Genomic DNA, 18,087 nt, shown 5'->3' with positions numbered 1-18,087 from the left:
GGGCTAACCTACGATGGGGAAGTGGCCGACCACTCCGAACGCATTCCGTATTCGACCTGCAGTTCGACCCCGCAGGCGATCCTCCTCACGACACGAACACAACCGACTTCACCATGCCGAGTAATCGTACCGTTCTCTTCGTGGAACACGAAACCGACGTCGCACCACGGTTCGACCGGGAACACGACGTGACCGTCTGCCTCGAATCGACCGCAGCGGACTGTCTCGCCCGTCTCGGAACCGAGGCGATCGACTGCATCGTCGCCAACTACGACCTCCCAGAAGGCGACGGACTCGAACTCCTCGAATCGGTGCGCGACGAGCATCCGAACCTCCCGTTCGTGCTGTTCACCGGCATGGGAAGCGAACGGATCGCCAGCGAAGCGATCGCAGCAGGAGTCAGCGACTATATCCCCCGAGATTCCGTCAGTGGGGGAGACGACCTTCTGGCACGAATCGATACCGCCATCGAGAAGCACCTCGGTGGCCGCGGTGAGAGCCGTATCGAGGCCATCATGACGGCGTTTCCGGACGTTGCGTTCCTCCTCGACGACGAAGGACGATACCGTGAGTTGCTGGTCGGGCCGAACACCGAACGACTCGCAACATCCACACCGGCAGATCTGGTCGGGCGACGACTCCACGACGTCTTTCCCGAGGAGCGGGCAGAGGAGTTTCTGAAACACATCCGCCGAACGCTGGAGACAGGCGAGATCGAGACGATGGAGTACCAACTGGACGTGACGATGGGACGACGGTGGTTCGAAGCGCGGACGACACCGCTCGGAACGAAGATCGACGGGCGAGACGCTGTCGTCTGGGTCGCGCGCGACGTGACCGACCGCCGGGAACGGGAGCGAAAACTGACTCGGCAACACGACGAACTGGAGACCCTGAACCAGATCCACCGGGTGATACAGGAGGTCATCCACGAACTCGTTCACGCCGCGACCCGCAACGACATCGAACAGTTGGTGTGCGAGCGGATGGTCGAATCGGGGCTGTACGAACTCGCGTGGACGGACGAGAGCGAAGTCAGCCGAGACGGCGTCACTCCCCGAAGCCGTGCTGGCGATATCGACGGCTACCTCGACACGCTCGTCTCGATAGGGGGGGCTATCGAAGAGGACCCTGCCGACATGGCGATGCGAACGGACGAATTACAGGTCATCCAGGACGTTCGGGAGACCGACCTGCTACCACGAACAGTGCAAGAAGAAGCACGGGATAGGGGAATCGAATCGGGGATCTCTATCCCACTCTCGTACGGAAACACGGTATATGGGACGCTCTCGCTCGTCTCGACGCACACGGGGGTTCTCAGCGAGCGAGCACAGGACGCGCTCGAAATCCTCGGCGATACGATTGGCTTCGCCATCAACGCCGCCAAGAACAAGAAGATCTTGCTGTCAGACACGTCCGTGGAACTGGAGTTCCAGGTGAACGACTCGCGAGAGGTGTTCCTGTCCGTCTCTCGTCGATTGGACTGTAGCTGTCACCTCCACGGTCTCGTGCCTGCCTCGGAAGGGCAGTTGCTCCACTACGTGCGCGTCGAAGGCGCACCGCCAGACCACGTCGAAGAGCTGGTTTCCGAGGCAGACCAGGTCACCGAATGTCGGCTCATTGATACCGACGAGTCAGGGTGCGTGCTCGAAACCGAGATGGGCGCCTCGACCGTCAAGCGATTAGTCGAGGCCGGTGCTGCGGTCCAGTCCGCCACTGCCGACGGTAGGACGGTATCCCTCGTCGCAGAGGTCCCCCACGACACGGACGTTCGGAGGGTCGTAGACACGTTCCAGGCCGCCTACCCCGATTCGGAACTGATCGGGAAACGCTCCGTCGACCGGCCCATCCAGACCGCCCAGGAGTTCCGGCAGGCACTCACCGAGCGCTTGACCGACCGACAGGAGACGGCGCTTCGAACCGCCTACTTCGCGGGCTACTACGACTGGCCGCGAGGGAGCACGGCGGAGGAGATCGCGGGATCGCTCGACATCGCATCGCCCACGCTCCACTATCACCTTCGGAAGGGTCAGTACGAACTGCTCACCGCCTTCTTCGACGATTAGGGTGTAACAGCTGACGATCAGGACGCTAACAGCCCGAGGGCGAGCAAGAGCGCGACGATAGCCAGCAGTCCGTAGCCGACACCCATCAACTGTTGGGTCGTCGCGTGGCCACCCGGCGTCACCGTCCAGACGAGATAGTAGTAGGTGCCCAGCACCGAGATGATGACCCCGACGGTCGAGAACACCAGCGAGTGCGAAAGAGGGAATCCGAGCGCCACGAGCGTCGGCGGCAACGACGAGTACCAGACCAGCATCCCGAGTCCCGAAACGACGAGAAACGGAACTGGGTCGACCGACAAGCCGTGACGGTTTCGAACCATCACAGAGCAGTACGGACGCGCTTGTCCTGACTCTGGTGGCCCTGCGAAAGATGAAAAAGGACTTACGGGTCCGGAGTGACGATGCGGCTATGAAAGCCGTCGTCCTCGCGGGCGGATACGCGACGCGCCTGTGGCCGATCACGAAACATCGGCCAAAGATGTTCCTGCCGATCGGCGAAACGACGGTCATCGACCGCATCTTCGCCGATCTCGAAGCAGACAACCGTATCGACACGGTCTACGTCAGCACGAACGAGCGCTTCGCCGACGATTTCCACACGCACCTCGATGAGAGTGAGTTCGAGAAACCGCAGTTGAGCGTCGAAGACACCTCGGAAGAGGACGAGAAGTTCGGCGTCGTCGGTGCATTAGCACAGCTGGTCGAACGCGAAGAGGTCGACGACGACCTGCTCGTCATCGCGGGTGACAACCTCATCAGCTTCGACATCGACGACTTCGTCGATTTCTTCGAAGCTAAAGATGCACCCTGTCTCGCGGCTTACGACGTAGGAAGCAAGGAACGGGCGAAATCCTACGGACTGGTCGAACTCGACGGCGAACGCGTCGTCGAGTTCCAGGAGAAACCCGACGATCCCAACTCGACGCTCGTCTCCATCGCCTGCTACGCCTTCACCCGCGAGAACCTTCCCTTGCTCGAACGGTATCTCGAGGACGGCAACAATCCCGACGAACCCGGCTGGTTTCTCCAGTGGTTACAGACCCGTGAACCGGTGTTCGCATACTCGTTCGAAGAAGCGTGGTTCGACATCGGGACGCCCGAGAGCTATCTCGACGCCGTCGCGTGGTATCTCGACGGCGGCACCTACGTCGCCGACTCAGCGACGGTAGAGGATGCCACCATCGGTGAAAACGTCCACGTGATGGACGGCTCGAAACTGGTCAACGCGAATCTCACCAACGCCATCATCTTCCCGGATGCGACCGTTCGCGATTGCGACGTGCGCGATTCGATCATCGACGAGAAGACGCACGTCGAGAACATGGATCTGGCGGGCGCACTCATCGGTGCTCACACACAGATCACGAACGGCGGACGAGACTGAGGATAACTGCAGCACGGTCTGTTTTCACGCACCAGCTTCCTCAATCGCACCTTCTTTCCGCTCGGGTGTCCTCGCGCCGTCGGCGCTGCGGGCACCGCTCGCACAACAAATCTGCACCAAAAAAGTCCGCTCGCTCACGACGTTCGCTCGCGGAGACGCTTAGCCTAACCGAGCATCCGTAACGCGCAGTGTTCCTCGTGTCCCATCCCATTCGGTCTCGTATTCCAACTCGATAGGTCGATCCATGTGCGGCGCGTCGGTCACGAGCGTCTCGAACTCTCCTCCCTCTCCCAGGACGTGGACGCCGTACTCGTCGTTGCGTCGTTCCAACTCGGCCAGTGCCTCTGCGTCCAGGGTTCGACCGAGCCACGACTCGTCGAGTCCGTAGGCAGCAACCTGTACGATTCGAATCTCGAAACCAGCGTCGACCATCGCGTGGCCGAGTTCGAGGGGGTCGCGCTGCCAGAGCGGAGCGAACAACTCGATGTCGAGACGGTCACAGAGCGCCTGGATTCGACTCGTCTGGAACTCGCTTTCGACCGCCCCCGCCGTGACGCCGCCGAGGTCGACTTCGAGGTCGCGGAGTGCGGTCTCCAGCGTCTCGATCTCTTTGTCCCCCTGTTCGCCCGCGTCTTCTGCCGATTCGGCGTCGAAGTCACCCGCCACCTCCACGAGCGGGATGCCGATACTCTCGGCGGCGAGGGCCGCGAGATCAGTCGCCGGAACGTGATACATGTACGAGTCGCCCGCCGGATGGACGGTGAGCAGTCGCTCGACGTTCAGACCTTCTTCGAGCGCCCGGTAGAGTGCCCATGAGGAGTCCTTGCCGCCGGAGAAGAGGCTGACCCACGCCTGCTGGTTCATGGCGGTGGGTTGCGGTTCCGGGGATAAATGGGACTCGGTTACTCGACCAGTTCTTCTTCCACCGTCGTTCCGCTCACGTAGGTGGCCACGCGAACGCCGAGCAGACTGACGAAGACGCCGAGGATGACGTACACCGCCAGTCGCGTGCCGGGGTCTAACGTGAACTGGTCGATGGTGGTCTGGCCGACCGAGATCTCCGGAACGACGACCGGGGCGATCTTCTCGGCCTGCTGTAAGAAGTACGCCGAGAAGCCGCGGACGACTAGCCCCACCGCGAGCACGCCGAAGGGCAGATTCAGATAGGAGTTGCGCACCCGGTCGTTGCGGATGGCTTCGTCCAGCAGGCGACCCATGCTCGCCGTGAGTGCGGCGACCGCGATCCACGGGACGCTCGCGAAGATGAACGCCATCGCTGGCATGAGAACGCCGTCGGAGGCATCCATCGGTGCGGCGTCGTACGCGCCAGCGAACACGCCGATGAGCGAGAGGCCCGCACCGACCACGTAGGTGACGATCGAAACCCGCCCGGAGTATAGCGCGTCGCGGGCCTGCGCGGGGAACTCCCGGAGGTAGTCACCGATGGCGAGTCCCTTGTAGAGCGTGAACAGACCGATGACTGCGGTGATGGCCGCCGCCGCCATCGCTGGTCCGGACAGCATGAGCAGGATCGGGAAGGCGATGAGCGCGATACCGGTCGGGACGAGCACGGTCTGGCGCAGTTCCTCGTCCGCGAGGAACTGCTTCAGCAGGTAGTAGGTCGATTCGATGTCGCGGGCCTGCCGGACGACGACTCGATCCACTGCATCGACGCGGACGCGACTCTCGACGATGGGGACGAGGCGTTCGTCCTCCGCACTGTCGATGACGATGATGGCGGAGTCCGGGTTGTGTTTTGCCACGAGTTCGTCCATCTGCATAGCGACGGCGCGGTCTGCGCCGACTCGCGTCTCGGCAGTGCCGGAGATGACCGCGACTGTCGTTTTCTCGTCTTCGTCGCGGAGGTCGCGCGCGACGCGGAGCGCTTCGAGCAGACAGTTGACACTCGAATCCTCCGGATCTGCGAGTCCGACGTCGGTGACGAGCGAGCGGACTGCCTCCCATCCGGCGACGGGCATCTCCAGTCCCGTCTTGCGACCGATGTCGTTGTTACGGTCGACACACACAACCAGCGTGCTCATTCGGTGTCTGCATCCAGACGGTCAGGGAATAAAAAGGTCGTCTTTATTCCACTATATTCGTATTCGAATATCACCACATTGATAGAGAGCCTCTAGCCTTTTGGCGCGCCTAAAAATCGGAATGTTTTAGTCATTTAGGTCTACCTAAACCAATATATGCAAACCGATAGACGGACTCTGTTGAAAGCGGGCGGCGTGACGCTTGCGAGTTCCCTGCTTGCTGGTTGTAACGCTCTCGGTGGCGAACAGGAGGAGAATGGAAACGGAAAACCGAACGGAAATTCGAACGGGAAACCGAAGAACGTCACGGCGAACGCAGCCGTCGCCGCCGAATGGAACGCCATGCGCGCACGACTGCACGATGCCTTCGCGCTCGGCATCGCAGGTGAGTTCGACGCAGGCGCGTCCGTCGCAGCAGACATCTTCGCTCGGTTCGAGAAATCGAGTGGTGAGTGGGGCGCACACGAGAAGCTCGAACATACGAGCGAGAAACATTACGAGGAGTTCGAGGAGGCGCTCGGACAGCTGAAGACCGCCCTGAAAGAGAAGAACCAGAAGGAGACGAAGATCGAACTCGATCTCGGCAACAAACACCTTCGAAAAGCACAGGTCGCGCTCGTCGGTGAGACGAACGTCGGCGCGCTCGACCTGCAACTGCTCGGCGCTCGCTTCGAGGACGCTGCCACGCTCGCCGGGGCCGGAAAATCGAGCGCAGCCAAGCGGATCGCAGAGCAAGCATTCTCCGAGTTCGAGAAAGGGAGCCTCCACGACGACCTCGAATCGGCGAGTTCGGAAACCTACGAATCGTTCGAGAGTGCGGCCAAGACGACGATTTCAGCTGCGAAGAAAGGAAAGCAAGCGGTCGTCAGAAAACAAGCGAACAACGCGGTCACCGCCGCAGTCTCGGGGTCGTACGAACTCGGTACCGAGAACACTGCCGGGGCAGGCCACCTCGCGGTGATGCAAGCGCAGGCCTTCGACGCGAAAGCACTCGCATCGCTCGGCGGCCCTTCCACTTCGTTCGCGCACGCGACGACACTGAACACGTATCGCACCCGTGCCGCAGACAGCGAGTGGTTGGCTGCTCAGGGAGCGACGAAGCAGGCGAAACAGATGGCCACCGACATCTACGCCCACTTCGAGGGCGCGAAAGCCCACGAAGCACTGGAGCACGCCGACCACGACGCCTACGAGAAGTTCGAGCACGGTCTCGAAGAGCTCGCACCTGCCGCAGGAAAGGGCAACTCGAAAGCCATCGAGCACTCGCTCGGAGAGATAGATAGCAGTCTCCGAAAGGGAATCGAAACGCTGGTCGGGGAAACCGAAGCCGCCATCCTCCAGTCTGGATTCTTCCGCGCACGCTTCGGGGACGCGATGGAACTCCACGCGCAAGGCAAGTCGAAGGCCGCCGCGACCATCGCCCAGTCGCTCTTCGAGCGCTTCGAGAAGGACGAACTCGGCTTCCACGAGACACTCGAACACGAGAGCGAGAAACTCTACGAACGCTTCGAACACGAGCACCTGAAAGAGGGGCTGATTCCGGCGCTGAAGAACGGAAACGACCCCGCGGCGAAGAAGCACTTCGAGGGCGTCCTATCGGCCTTGCTCGACTTCGAGAAGAAGGCCGGTAGTGCATCGCTCGTCTCCGGTGCAGAAGCGACGTTCATGGCCGGGCGGGCGTTCGACGCTGCGGAAGTCGCCACACTCGGCGACACGAAGCGTGCAAAGAGCGTCGTCGAATCGACGTACGAACACTTCGAGAACGGCGCTGGCGGCTATCACGAATCGCTGGAACACGCCAACCACGACCGCTACGAGTCGTTCGAGAAAGCACTCGGAAGCGTCGGTGGAGGGGACGACACCTATGCGAAATCGAAGCAGTTCGGCAACGAAGCGATCCAGTCGGTTTACACCATCGTGAAGAACGCTGGCGGTGACTTCAGCGGCCCCGCCACGACGGTCGTGCAGGACACTTTCAAGCAGTTCGAACAGGCGAAGGTTCACGAGGCACTCGAACACGCCAACCACGCAACCTACGAGACCTTCGAGAAGAAACTGATCGGCTACACCAAGGCGCTGAAATCGGGAGAGGGCGTCGATACTGCGAGCGAGGCGTTCGCCAGCGCCGCGCTTCGCGCCCAGTTCGCCGTCGTCGGCGAGGTCGGAAAGGCTCCTGTCGGAAAACGATCCGGCGAGAAAGAGTCGAAGAAGAAGCTGAAAGGCGGCCCGAACGTCCAGCAGGGCGTCGCCAGTGACGCAGACCACGTCGTCGAGATGAAGGCAGTCTCGTTCGCACCGAAGAAGCTGACGATCAAGAAGGGAGACACCGTCGCCTGGAAACACGTCGGTGGCGAACCCCACTCCGTCACCGCCTTCCAGGGCAAGATTCCCGACGGCGCGAACTACTGGGCGTCGGGTGGCTTCGAATCCGAAGATGCCGCCAAAGAGGGCTGGGAGAACGGCAAAGGCGCGGTGCAGTCCGGGCAATCGTTCGTCCATACGTTCGAGACGAAGGGAACGTACGAGTACTACTGCGTCCCCCACGAAGCGGCGGGCATGACGGGAACGATCGTCGTCGAGTGATCAGACGTTTCCGTTCAGTGCGTCGAAGATGCTGTCGGTGAACTCCCGATCGCTCCACAGGCTTCCCTCCAATCCGCCTGCCACGACCGCCGATTCGACCGGGACTTGCCCCCCGCCCATGCGTGCGTGGCCGCCCGCGTTGGCTCCGGGAATATCCGAGACGGCGGTCTGGAGTGCTTTTCCCATGTGAACGCGGTCGTCGCGTGATCGTCCCGAGAGGTGGAGCGTGTCTTCACGCCGCCCGTAAACGACGACGGCAGTCACTCCTTCTAACTGCATGAGTTCGTCTGCTGCCTGCGGGATGGCGTCCGCATTTGTCAGTTCACCGACGTTGCAGACCGCGAAGGAGCCACGAACCTCCCGTTCGGTGATGGCTCGCGATTTGACCTCCAGCACTTCTGCGCTCACCTGCGGGTTCGCGATCCGGTCGAGGCAGTGTTCGTCCACGCCCTGATAGAGAAATGCGCTCGCCGCGAAGTCGGCTTCGATACAGCCATTCGTGAGGTGTTTCGTGTCGGATTGGATGCCATAGAGAAGACCCGTGGCGATATCCGACGGCAAGACGAACTCGTCGTCGTCCGGTGAGACGTCCGGGCCGATGGGTGTCGCACCGAGTTCGACGAAGTACTCCGCGACGATGGTCGAACACGAGCCATAGTTCGTCCGTTTATCCGTGAACACTTCACCAGATCCGTTTCCGGGATGGTGGTCGATGACCGCATACGGTTCGATCCGTTCTGCGCCGTCGAAACCGCGAGGTGTATTGTGATCGACGAGGACGATGGTAGAAGCAGCGAGGTCGGTGACGTGTTCGACAGGTTCGAGTTCGAGGTCGAGAATCGTTCGAAACGCCCGATTCTCCTGATGACGAATCTGGCCGGAGTACTGGAGCGTCGTCTCTGTGCCGACCGTTTCGGCGAGATACGAGACGGCGATCGCACAGGCCATCGCGTCGGGATCTGGGTTCGGGTGCATCAGGACGACGAGTTCGTCGCGTTTCGCCAGTGCTCGTTTGAGTCTGGCTCCCATCGGTCGCCGAATCCAGCGAACGACTAGCCAGAGCGACACCGCGAGCACGACGACTCCGAGTGTGGCACCGACGATGAGCATCGGATTTTCGGTGCTGTAGACCTGCGCCGCCCGGAACAGTTCCCGAGCCGACTGGTCGGCCAGAAACTCCATACATCGTGGTCGATATGCGACGACAAGAACTTTTCCCAATGGTAACACTTGTCAGACGTTTGTGGTCTATCCGTATGACGAAACCACATCCCGATATCCTTCCCGAAACGTCGGATACCGAAGCTCGTAGCCCATCTCCCGCAATCTCTCGTTCGAACACCGCTTGCTCGAACGCGCTCGTTCCGAGGTCGCGGGTTCAATCGAGGGTCGTTCCACACCACATCGCTCCGCGAGCCACTCCGTGAACGTCGGTTTCCAAACCGGTTCGTCGTCGACGACGAGAACGACATCGTTCCGTGCTGTTCCTTCGTCCAGCATGAATCGTATCGCACCTGCCGCGTCGTCGCGGTGGACCAGGTTCAAGTACCGCTCCGACACCGACCCATCGAGATAGCGTTCCAGTCGGTATCGATTGGGCCCGTACAGCCCGGCGAATCGGGCGATCGTCCAGTCGGTTGCGCTCGCCTCGCGCACGATCCGCTCTGCTTCGGCCAGAATCTCCTCTCGCTCGGTTCGCGGTTCCAGTGTCGTCGATTCGTCCACCCACGACCCGTCTCGGTCGCCGTATACGCCCGTACTCGACGTGTAGACGAATCGTTTGGGTGACGAGTCACGCCCGGTGAACTGTTCGAGTGTCGTTCGAAGGCCATCGACGTACACGTTCCGTGCGGCGTCCGAGTCACGGGTATCCGCGCTCGCGGCGTAGACGACCGCGTCTGCGTCGGGAATCGACGAGAGGGAATCCGCATCTGTTGCGTCCGCCTGCACGCCATCGAATCCTGCCCGTTCGATCTCTCGAACCCCGTCGAGAGAGCGCCGGACACCGACCACGTCGTGGCCCGTTCGAACCAACTGCCGACCGAGTTCGAGACCGACGTACCCACACCCGATGATGGCGACGTTCATACGATTGCTTCGACCGGGTCGCGGATAACTCCGGTGTCTACCGATCTCCTCGTTCGGCGATGAAGTGGTGGACGAGGGCGTACTCTTCGAGCGTCATCGGGGCTCGCCCTTCGATCTTCTGTTGAATCGCTCGCGGGCCGAGGTCGCCATCGATAGCGGAGGCGAGCGTATCGACGTCGAGCAAGGCGGTCGTCATCCCCATCAGCAGATGGTCGCGCACTTCGAGCAGGATGTCATCTTTCGGAGGAGCGTCGTCGCTGGTAGCGAGGATGGCCGCAGCATCTTCGAGCGTGGTTTCGGGAGCATCGCCGTCGGCGATAGATTCGACCATCTCACGGTCGAGTGCCGTCTGCTCGACCACGTCGTCCGTACCGACCGATTCGACCGTCTCGGCGAGTTCCGCCACGTACTGTTCGCGCAGCGTTTCCGGCGTCGTCTCTCCCGGATCGTCGATCTCGTCGTAGAGCATGGTCGTCACGATGGTCGCGCGAGTCAAATGGGTTGTTACTCTGAATCGACCATCCTGGAGAGCGTTCGTCGGCATCACCGTCCACGTCGCCGACACCCGTCTTTCCGGGCGGTACCGCGACGAGGTCGGTCGTCGTCTTCGTCGGGTGGTGGAGTACTCCATCGTCACCATCATCTGGAAGTTCGTCTCGGTTGGTGAGTGTACGTTCGACGGCACGGAGGCGTTCGTCTACGGTTTCGAGGTCGGACATCGTCGAGGTTGGCTCGTTTCCCTACTTAAAATTGAGGTGTGTCGTGACAGAAAATTCATTACGGCTGAACGGGTGGGATGGCGCATGAAAGTCGTCCTGATCGGGTCGGTCAAGCTGGCGGTAAACTCACACAACGGCTCGTGGAATTCGACGCACAGATGGGGTTCGGTGCCATTCGCGGTGCCCTGGCGATCAACTCCGCGCGAACGGATCTACAGTCGCTCGACCTCGATACCGTGCTCGTCGGCCAAGACCGGGTGAAAGGTCACGGCGTCGGCAGAGACAACGAACTCGGTGCAGAAGTGATGCAAAGCGATTCGGGCGAGGTGATGAACGCTCTAGATGGCCGCATCACCGCTGAAGCAGAAGCGATCTTCGTCGTCGCGGGACTCGGTGGCGGTACCGGAAGCGGTGGCGCTCCGGTGCTCATCCACGAACTCCAGCGGATCTACGAGATGCCCGTCTACGCGCTCGGTGTCCTCCCCGGACGCGACGAGGGGTCGATGTATCAAGCGAACGCCGGTCGGTCGCTGAAGACCATCGTCCGCGAGGCGGACGCGACCCTCCTCATCGACAACGACGCGTGGCACGAGACGGGACAGAGCGTCGGCGAAGCGTTCGACGCGATCAACCAGCAGATCGCACAGCGCGTGGGGCTCCTCCTCGCGTCGGGTGAGGCAGTCGAAGGCGTCGGTGAGAGCGTGGTCGATTCGAGCGAGGTCATCAACACGCTTCGCTCCGGTGGCATAGCGGCGCTCGGATACGCGAGCGCGGAGGCGAGCGCGGAGAGCGGCGACAACATCAATGCCGTGACGAGCAACACCCGGCAAGCCATCCTGAGCAACCTCAGTCTACCGAACGCGACCGAGGCGGACTCCGCGCTCGTCGTCGTGGCTGGCGACCCCGACAGGATTCCACGGAAAGGGGTCGAACGAGCGCGGAGCTGGGTCGAAGAAGAGACCGGAAGTTTGCAGGTTCGCGGCGGGGACTTCCCGCTGGACAGCGACCGACTCGCATCACAGATACTGCTCGGCGGGATCGAGCGATCCCCGCGAATGACGGAGTTCATGGAGCGCGCGAAGGAAGCGAACAAGCAGTAGAGCGCAAGGAAGACCCCGCAGACCTGTTCCACAACGACCAACTAGACGACCTGTTCTGATCGGTGACTCGGCGATCGTTTTGCCAGGTGACGAGGCGGTCGTTCTGCTCACCGACACTCGTCTTCGACCATCCGTTCGAGACGATCGAGACCGAGTTCGATGCGCTCCATGCTGTTGGCGAAGCTCAGTCGCAGATAGTCCTCACCAGCATCGCCGAAACCGCCACCGGGTGCCGTGACGACACCGTACTCGGTGAGCAGTCGTTTGGCGATTTCGAAGCTGGTGCCATCGAACACGCTGACGTCGAGAAATGCGTAGAACGCGCCCTCCGGACGTGGACAGAAGATCTCGGGGATGTCCTCGATGCGCTCGACCAGAAAGTCTCGTCGCTCTCGGAACGCCGCACGCATCTCACGAACCGGTTCCTGTGGTCCCGTCAGTGCTGCCAACGCGGCGTGCTGGCCGATGCTCGACGGGCAGGCGGTCGTGCTCTCGCCGAGGTTCGTCGCCGCTTCGACGACGTCCTCAGGGCCGACGAGCCAACCGATCCGCCAACCGGTCATCGCGTACGTCTTCGAACAGGAGTCGACCGAGAGCAATCCCTCGTAATCCGTGTACGACGCGACTCGTCGGTGGTCGTCGCCGTAGGTCAGGCGGGCGTACACCTCGTCGGCGATGACGTAGGTGTCGTGCGCTTCGGCGGCCTCGACGACCGCTCTCACGGCGTCCTCGTCGTAGACTCGGCCCGTTGGATTCGAGGGTGTGGTCAGTATCACGGCAGCAGTGGCTTCGTTCATCCGTTCGACGACTCGTTTGGGTGCGAGGTCGAACCCATCCTCGGCTGGAAGCGGAACCTCGACCGGTCGAGCACCCGCCAGTTTCGCCTGATTTCGGTAGTTCGGCCACGCTGGCGTGGGAATCAACACCTCATCGTCCGGGTCTGCGACCGCCGCGAGTGCTAACGAAAGCGCCTCCATCGCACCGTTCGTGACCGAAACCTGCGTTTCGGGGTCGATGGCGACCCCCATCTCTCGTGTCGCTTGCTCGGCGATAGCTGCGCGGAGTTCGGGGATGCCAGCCCCGGACGTGTAGTGGGTCTGGCCATCCCGTGCGGCCTGTGCTGCCGCGTCGATGATGTGTCCGGGCGTGTCGAAATCCGGTTCGCCGACCTCCAGTCGGACGAGGTCACCCCCCTGTTGCTCCGCCAGTTCGAACATCACGCGGATCTGCGACCGCTCGAAATCGGTCGCACGCCCCGAAATCTTCATACTCGACCGTCGGTCTCTCGGGGCAAGTAGCTTCGCAGACCCCCCACGGGTTGCCGGGTTACCCCGTCGGTTCTCGAGATCGATCGGGATCGGAGTCGGACGGGTCGGAATCGGACGGGGGCAGACGGGATTCGGAGCGGACGGGAACCTATTAGGTCGCTCCGTCTGCAGTTTCGGGCATGGTATCCGAACTCTTCGACGGGAAATGCTGGGAGGAGATCACGGAGTTCGACTTCCGGGACATCACGTACCATCGAGCGAAAGAGCAGGGGACGGTGCGGATCGCTTTCGACCGCCCCGAGGTTCGCAACGCCTTCCGTCCTGGAACCGTAGACGAACTCTACCGCGCCTTAGACCACGCCAAGCGCCAGTCGGACGTGGGCTGTGTCCTACTGACCGGCAACGGCCCATCACCGAAAGACGGCGGGTGGGCGTTCTGCTCCGGCGGCGACCAGCGCGTGCGCGGTGGCTCCGGATACGAGTATCAGGGCGAGGACGAAGAGAGCGAGGATGCATCGGAGGCCGGGCGTTTGCACATCCTCGAAGTCCAGCGACTCATCCGCCACATCCCAAAGCCCGTCATCTGCGTGGTGCCGGGATGGGCCGTCGGCGGCGGCCACAGCCTCCACGTCGTCTGCGACATGACGCTCGCGTCGGAAGAGCACGCGAAGTTCCTCCAGACCGACCCCGACGTGGCGAGTTTCGACGGCGGGTTCGGTTCGGCCTACCTCGCCAAGCAGGTCGGCCAGAAGAAAGCTCGAGAGGTGTTCTTCGTTGGGAAGACCTACTCCGCCGAGGAAGCCGAGGAGATGGGCATGGTGAACGAATCGATACCCCACGAGGAACTTGAGGAGGTCGCGCTGGAGTGGGCTGACGAGATCAATACCAAGAGTCCGACCGCGATTCGGATGCTCAAATACGCCTTCAACATGACCGACGACGGGATGGTCGGCCAGCAGGTGTTCGCAGGTGAAGCCACGCGACTCGCCTACATGACCGACGAAGCGCAGGAGGGTCGGGACGCCTTCGTGGAGAAGCGCGACCCGGACTTCTCCGAGTACCCCTGGCACTACTAGCGTACCTTTTTCTGCGATCGGGTGCCGAGACGAACGCCACGTGGCGTTCGTCTCGGCCTTCCCCCCTGGAAAAATCTGCACCAAAAGCCTGCGCTCCTCCCTTCGGTCGCGGTGGAGCAGTTTATCGTCACTGCTAATTTCGCACTCATCGGTCGCTGGCCGCCAAATCGGCCAACCAGACCGGAGCATCGAGTGTACTGAAATGTACTGAAATGTACTATCAAGAACGACCATTCGATTCAGTCGAACTGCTTCGCGTAAACGTAGCGCAGAAGATCGAGTCGTTCGTCCATCTGTTCGCCGACTCGCTCGAATCCCCGCGATTCGTAGAACGCGATAGCATCCTCGTTCGGTTCGATGACCGACAGTCGCATCCGCCGTGCCGCGCGGTTCCGCACTTCGTCCTCGAACCGTCTCAGCAGTTGCGTTCCGATCCCTTCACCCCAGAAGTCCGGATGCACGTAGATTCGATAGAGGTGGAACGTCGCGTCTCGCTCTTCGTCCGGTATCCCGATGACGAATCCGACGACCTCGCTGTCTCGTTCGGCGACGAAGAACGGACGTTCGTCGCGGTTCACGTCCGCGACGACGTTCTCGGGGTCGAACCACGAATCGACGATCTCCTTGACTCTCGATTCGCCCAGAACCTCGTCGTAGGCGGCGTGCCACGAGGTACGGGCGACTCGTTGTACAGCCGAAGAGTCGTCGGGTATCGTTTTTCGTACGGATACGCTGTCACCCATGTGCATCACCTGTCTGGAAGTGAAGATAATACTGTCCCCCAGGTGTTACCCCGGCACACCCGACCTCGCTTTAAGTAGTTCTCGTGACAAGGTAGAGATATGGAGGAAGCGGAGTTCGTTCTGATGCACTCAATTCGTGGCCAGCAAACGCTATCTCCGCTGATTTCACTCCTCGGTCTTCTCGCAGCAGTATCTCACGGCATCACGCTCAGCGACCCTCACTCGAACGACTGTTCGAGACGGTCGTGCTCTCCGACTCGCTTTCGATTTAAGTAGTTCTCGTGATAAGGTAGAGATATGGACGGAGTGAAGCTGGTTCTGACGATAGTTGATTTTTCGTGAGCACCGCGTTTGGATAGCGGGTAGCGAAGCTGTCGATAGCGTACGAGGGCAATTACCTTGGCCCGACCTGCCTCGAACCTACCTTTGAACTACCTCGACCAAGTAGGGGAGAACGATGCGGCGAAGAGACGGCGACTCACAAGCAGCCAGTTGGCAGTGGCGGTCAGGAGCGACTGCCGAGCCGGACGACCCGCGAGACCGGCCACTCAGCCGACTGCCGGGGGATGGCGCAGTCCGGCGGGCGGATCTCCAGCGCGACGAGTCGGTTCGTAAGTGGGGGCCGGTCACACCGAGCGCGACGCTCATCGGACGCGCACAGTCGCCGGACGCGGACGTGAGCGAGAGCCTTCGCCGACTGCACGAGGAGCGCCACTCGGCGATGGCGGGCCACAGCAGTCGGATGCACCACCTCGACAAACTTCGAGTCAGCCACGCGCTCTGCAACGACCTCGCACTGACGCCGTGGCAACGCGACTGCGTTATCGGCGTCATGGCCGAACTCGACCTCAGAGCCTTCGGCAGCCAGCGGGCCATCCCGAAGGTTGCGCTGGTCGTCATCCGCCACGTCGTGGATCGGGAGCGCGAGCACTACCTCGGACTGCACGACAGTGAGTGGATTCGCCAGCTACCACCCGAACGGTTGAGCGACCTCTACGACCAGTTCGATTCGCTCACCGACGAAGCCCGGTTCACGAACCTCGCGGAGAAGCACGGACTGGACGTGACGAGCCTTAACCGACTCCGGCGGGTGCTCAAAGAGCAGATAGACGAACAGGGGATCGAGTTCGCCGTCCACGGTCGGAACCCGCACCGCGACCCGAACCTGCCGAGTCTGACGAGTCGAGGAGAGCGGAGCAATAAGTGAGAGCGAGGAAAGTGAACACTCGGCTGTAAGCCGGTTCTACCGGTTAGAATAGGAAAGAGAAGACGAAGGAACCTTCCTCGTATCTTTCCGTTGTCGCGAGAACCACTTAAATGGAAGACGCGTCCCGTCATTCGTCGCTTCGAATCGCTGTGAAGTTCGATCACTCATCAAGGAGGGTGAGGAGCCGTCTCGCCTCGGCGACCTTCTGGTCGACGCGATGGCAGTGGGACTTGACCGTGCCGACCTCCAGTCCGAGTTTATCGCCGATCTCCTCCTGCGTTGTCCCCTCCATTCGCAAGACCTGCACTTCGGCCTGTCGCGGCGAGAGTCCTGCGCGAACCAGTCGTGACAGGATGTGCGCTGGCATGACGAGCGCGTCCCGTCCGGCGAGCACGTGTTCTTCGGCACCGAGTCTTTTCGCGTAAGCGGCGTGGGCGGCCTTCGTAGCGGTCCCGATATCGTCCGAAAGACCGAGTCGCTCCGCCATCTGCGTCCATCTCTCGGGGTCGACGAAGATGACTTCGACGAGACCGTCGCCTCCGATAAGTGGTGCCCGATTCCCGTCGTTCTCACTCACGTAGTACTCGTGAATGGCGTCGGCACCATCTATCAGGTCGTCGTGGATCGTCGCCAATGCTTCGGTCAGGTCAGTATCGCTGACGGCCTGACGGTCTGCCACGTCACCGACGATATCTCTCGGTATCGGTACGTCTTCGACGAGCTGGGCCATCGTAATTTACACGTCGCGTCAACTGCAGATGTAGTTTACGGAAAGTGTAAACCAATCATCGTCGGCGTCTGTCGAATGTCTCTGGTACTGAACCGTAGACGCTATGGCCCTCACGTCAGAACTACCACAGTAATGACCGAAACGGCGACCGATATCTCTCGCACGAAGGCGTGGTTGATGGCGGCCAGACCGCACACCCTCCCCGCCGCCGCCGCGCCGATCTTCGTCGGCGTTGGGCTCGCCGTCCACGAGGGAGTGTTCGCCCCACTTCCCGCGCTCGCCGCCTTCGTCGGCGCGGCGCTCATCCAGATCGGCACTAACTTCGCCAACGACTACTACGACGCCGTGAAGGGCGTCGATACCGACGAACGGAAGGGATTCACGCGCGTCACGCAGTCGGGACTCATCCCACCGAGCGAGGTCAAACGCGCGATGTACGCCACCTTCCTGCTCGCCATCCTCGTCGGCGTCTATCTCGTCTACGTCGGCGGGCTACCGATCCTCGTCATCGGACTCGCCAGTGTCGTCAGTGGTATCGCCTACGCAGGCGGCCCGTACCCACTCGGCTCCCACGGACTGGGCGACCTCTTCGTCTTCGTCTTCTTCGGCGTCGTCGCCGTGATGGGAACCTTCTACGTGCAGGCCGCACAGGTACTCGCAGCGCCACTCGCGCTCACAGTCCCGGCAGGAACCGTGACGTGGACGTCCTTCCTCGCAAGCCTGCCCGTCGCGGCCATCTCGACGAACATCCTCGTCGTGAACAACCTCCGCGACCTGGAGACCGACCGGAAGGCTGGCAAGAAGACGCTCGCGGTGCTCATCGGCTACCGAGCCAGTCGCGCCGAGTACGTCGGGATGCTGGCGCTCACATACCTCGTTCCGATCTACTTCTGGACGAGCAGTGCGTTCGGAGTCGGTGTCCTCCTTCCCCTGCTCACGGGACCATACGCCGTGATGGTCGCTCGAACGGTACTCACGAAAACCTCCGGCGAGGCGCTCAATCCGGCACTCGAACAGACGGGCAAACTGCTGGCCATCCACTCCGCCCTGTTCGCCCTCGGAATGATGGTGTGAAGAA

Annotated in this window: 16 protein-coding genes and 1 pseudogene; 7 read left to right on the top strand and 10 right to left on the bottom strand. The window is 61.5% G+C overall.

All coding sequences use genetic code 11. The features are described 5' to 3' along the window. Nucleotides 1-113: 113 nt before the first annotated feature. A complete protein-coding gene (locus ACR3FE_RS05870; protein ID WP_458206154.1) occupies nucleotides 114-2,069 on the top strand; it encodes a bacterio-opsin activator domain-containing protein in 1,956 nt (651 codons plus the stop codon). Nucleotides 2,070-2,086: 17 nt separating this feature from the next. Here the strand turns inward: ACR3FE_RS05870 and ACR3FE_RS05865 are convergent, their stop codons facing one another. Then, nucleotides 2,087-2,389, bottom strand: coding sequence for a hypothetical protein (locus ACR3FE_RS05865; RefSeq protein ID WP_458206153.1), 303 nt, complete (start codon nucleotides 2,387-2,389; stop codon nucleotides 2,087-2,089). An 89-nt stretch (nucleotides 2,390-2,478) separates the two neighbouring features. On the opposite strand from ACR3FE_RS05865, the gene ACR3FE_RS05860 reads away from it, so the two are divergent. Further along, nucleotides 2,479-3,453, top strand: a complete 975-nt coding sequence (locus ACR3FE_RS05860) for a sugar phosphate nucleotidyltransferase (RefSeq protein ID WP_458206152.1) — start codon at nucleotides 2,479-2,481, stop codon at nucleotides 3,451-3,453. Nucleotides 3,454-3,612: 159 nt separating this feature from the next. Here ACR3FE_RS05860 and ACR3FE_RS05855 read toward each other — a convergent pair whose 3' ends face one another. Together ACR3FE_RS05855 and ACR3FE_RS05850 are read right to left on the bottom strand one after the other, a co-directional pair. Further along, nucleotides 3,613-4,317, bottom strand: a complete 705-nt coding sequence (locus ACR3FE_RS05855) for a diphthine--ammonia ligase (protein ID WP_458206151.1) — start codon at nucleotides 4,315-4,317, stop codon at nucleotides 3,613-3,615. A 38-nt stretch (nucleotides 4,318-4,355) separates the two neighbouring features. Beyond that, nucleotides 4,356-5,495 (bottom strand): DUF373 family protein, encoded by a 1,140-nt coding sequence (locus tag ACR3FE_RS05850; protein ID WP_458206150.1) that lies wholly within the window; start codon nucleotides 5,493-5,495, stop codon nucleotides 4,356-4,358. 156 nt (nucleotides 5,496-5,651) lie between these two features. On the opposite strand from ACR3FE_RS05850, the gene ACR3FE_RS05845 reads away from it, so the two are divergent. Continuing rightward, nucleotides 5,652-8,078 (top strand): DUF5059 domain-containing protein, encoded by a 2,427-nt coding sequence (locus tag ACR3FE_RS05845; RefSeq protein ID WP_458206149.1) that lies wholly within the window; start codon nucleotides 5,652-5,654, stop codon nucleotides 8,076-8,078. On the opposite strand, the gene ACR3FE_RS05840 is transcribed toward ACR3FE_RS05845, so the two are convergent. The 4 genes from ACR3FE_RS05840 to ACR3FE_RS05825 form a co-directional block, all read right to left on the bottom strand. Then, nucleotides 8,079-9,260 (bottom strand): DHH family phosphoesterase, encoded by a 1,182-nt coding sequence (locus tag ACR3FE_RS05840; protein WP_458206148.1) that lies wholly within the window; start codon nucleotides 9,258-9,260, stop codon nucleotides 8,079-8,081. A gap of 66 nt (nucleotides 9,261-9,326) precedes the next feature. Beyond that, nucleotides 9,327-10,166, bottom strand: a complete 840-nt coding sequence (locus ACR3FE_RS05835) for an SDR family oxidoreductase (RefSeq protein WP_458206147.1) — start codon at nucleotides 10,164-10,166, stop codon at nucleotides 9,327-9,329. Nucleotides 10,167-10,203: 37 nt separating this feature from the next. After that, nucleotides 10,204-10,572, bottom strand: a complete 369-nt coding sequence (locus ACR3FE_RS05830; protein WP_458206721.1) for a DUF5791 family protein — start codon at nucleotides 10,570-10,572, stop codon at nucleotides 10,204-10,206. Beyond that, nucleotides 10,499-10,885, bottom strand: coding sequence for a DUF7286 family protein (locus ACR3FE_RS05825; RefSeq protein WP_458206146.1), 387 nt, complete (start codon nucleotides 10,883-10,885; stop codon nucleotides 10,499-10,501). The genes ACR3FE_RS05830 and ACR3FE_RS05825 overlap by 74 nt, the downstream gene beginning before the upstream one ends. A gap of 84 nt (nucleotides 10,886-10,969) precedes the next feature. Here ACR3FE_RS05825 and ACR3FE_RS05820 point away from each other — a divergent pair. Continuing rightward, nucleotides 10,970-12,044: pseudogene (locus ACR3FE_RS05820) on the top strand (tubulin/FtsZ family protein). A 48-nt stretch (nucleotides 12,045-12,092) separates the two neighbouring features. Here ACR3FE_RS05820 and ACR3FE_RS05815 read toward each other — a convergent pair. Next, entirely contained in the window at nucleotides 12,093-13,253 is a 1,161-nt protein-coding gene (locus ACR3FE_RS05815) for a pyridoxal phosphate-dependent aminotransferase (RefSeq protein ID WP_458206145.1), read from the bottom strand. Between the two features lie 179 nt (nucleotides 13,254-13,432). Here ACR3FE_RS05815 and ACR3FE_RS05810 point away from each other — a divergent pair, with 179 nt between their 5' ends. Next, a complete protein-coding gene (locus ACR3FE_RS05810; protein WP_458206144.1) occupies nucleotides 13,433-14,329 on the top strand; it encodes a 1,4-dihydroxy-2-naphthoyl-CoA synthase in 897 nt (298 codons plus the stop codon). Between the two features lie 239 nt (nucleotides 14,330-14,568). Here the strand turns inward: ACR3FE_RS05810 and ACR3FE_RS05805 are convergent, their stop codons facing one another. Beyond that, a complete protein-coding gene (locus tag ACR3FE_RS05805; protein ID WP_458206143.1) occupies nucleotides 14,569-15,072 on the bottom strand; it encodes a GNAT family N-acetyltransferase in 504 nt (167 codons plus the stop codon). Between the two features lie 457 nt (nucleotides 15,073-15,529). On the opposite strand from ACR3FE_RS05805, the gene ACR3FE_RS05800 reads away from it, so the two are divergent. Further along, nucleotides 15,530-16,279 (top strand): DNA-directed RNA polymerase subunit epsilon, encoded by a 750-nt coding sequence (locus ACR3FE_RS05800; protein ID WP_458206142.1) that lies wholly within the window; start codon nucleotides 15,530-15,532, stop codon nucleotides 16,277-16,279. Between the two features lie 160 nt (nucleotides 16,280-16,439). On the opposite strand, the gene ACR3FE_RS05795 is transcribed toward ACR3FE_RS05800, so the two are convergent. Beyond that, nucleotides 16,440-17,009 carry a helix-turn-helix transcriptional regulator gene (locus tag ACR3FE_RS05795; protein WP_458206141.1) on the bottom strand — a complete coding sequence of 190 codons (570 nt, stop codon included), beginning with the start codon at nucleotides 17,007-17,009 and terminating at the stop codon, nucleotides 16,440-16,442. A gap of 132 nt (nucleotides 17,010-17,141) precedes the next feature. Here ACR3FE_RS05795 and ACR3FE_RS05790 point away from each other — a divergent pair, with 132 nt between their 5' ends. After that, entirely contained in the window at nucleotides 17,142-18,083 is a 942-nt protein-coding gene (locus ACR3FE_RS05790; protein ID WP_458206140.1) for a 1,4-dihydroxy-2-naphthoate polyprenyltransferase, read from the top strand. The last annotated feature ends 4 nt before the right edge of the window (nucleotides 18,084-18,087 follow it).

The sequence above is a fragment of the Haladaptatus rarus genome (genome assembly GCF_054177585.1).
This window is presented reverse-complemented; position numbering and strand designations above follow the sequence as displayed.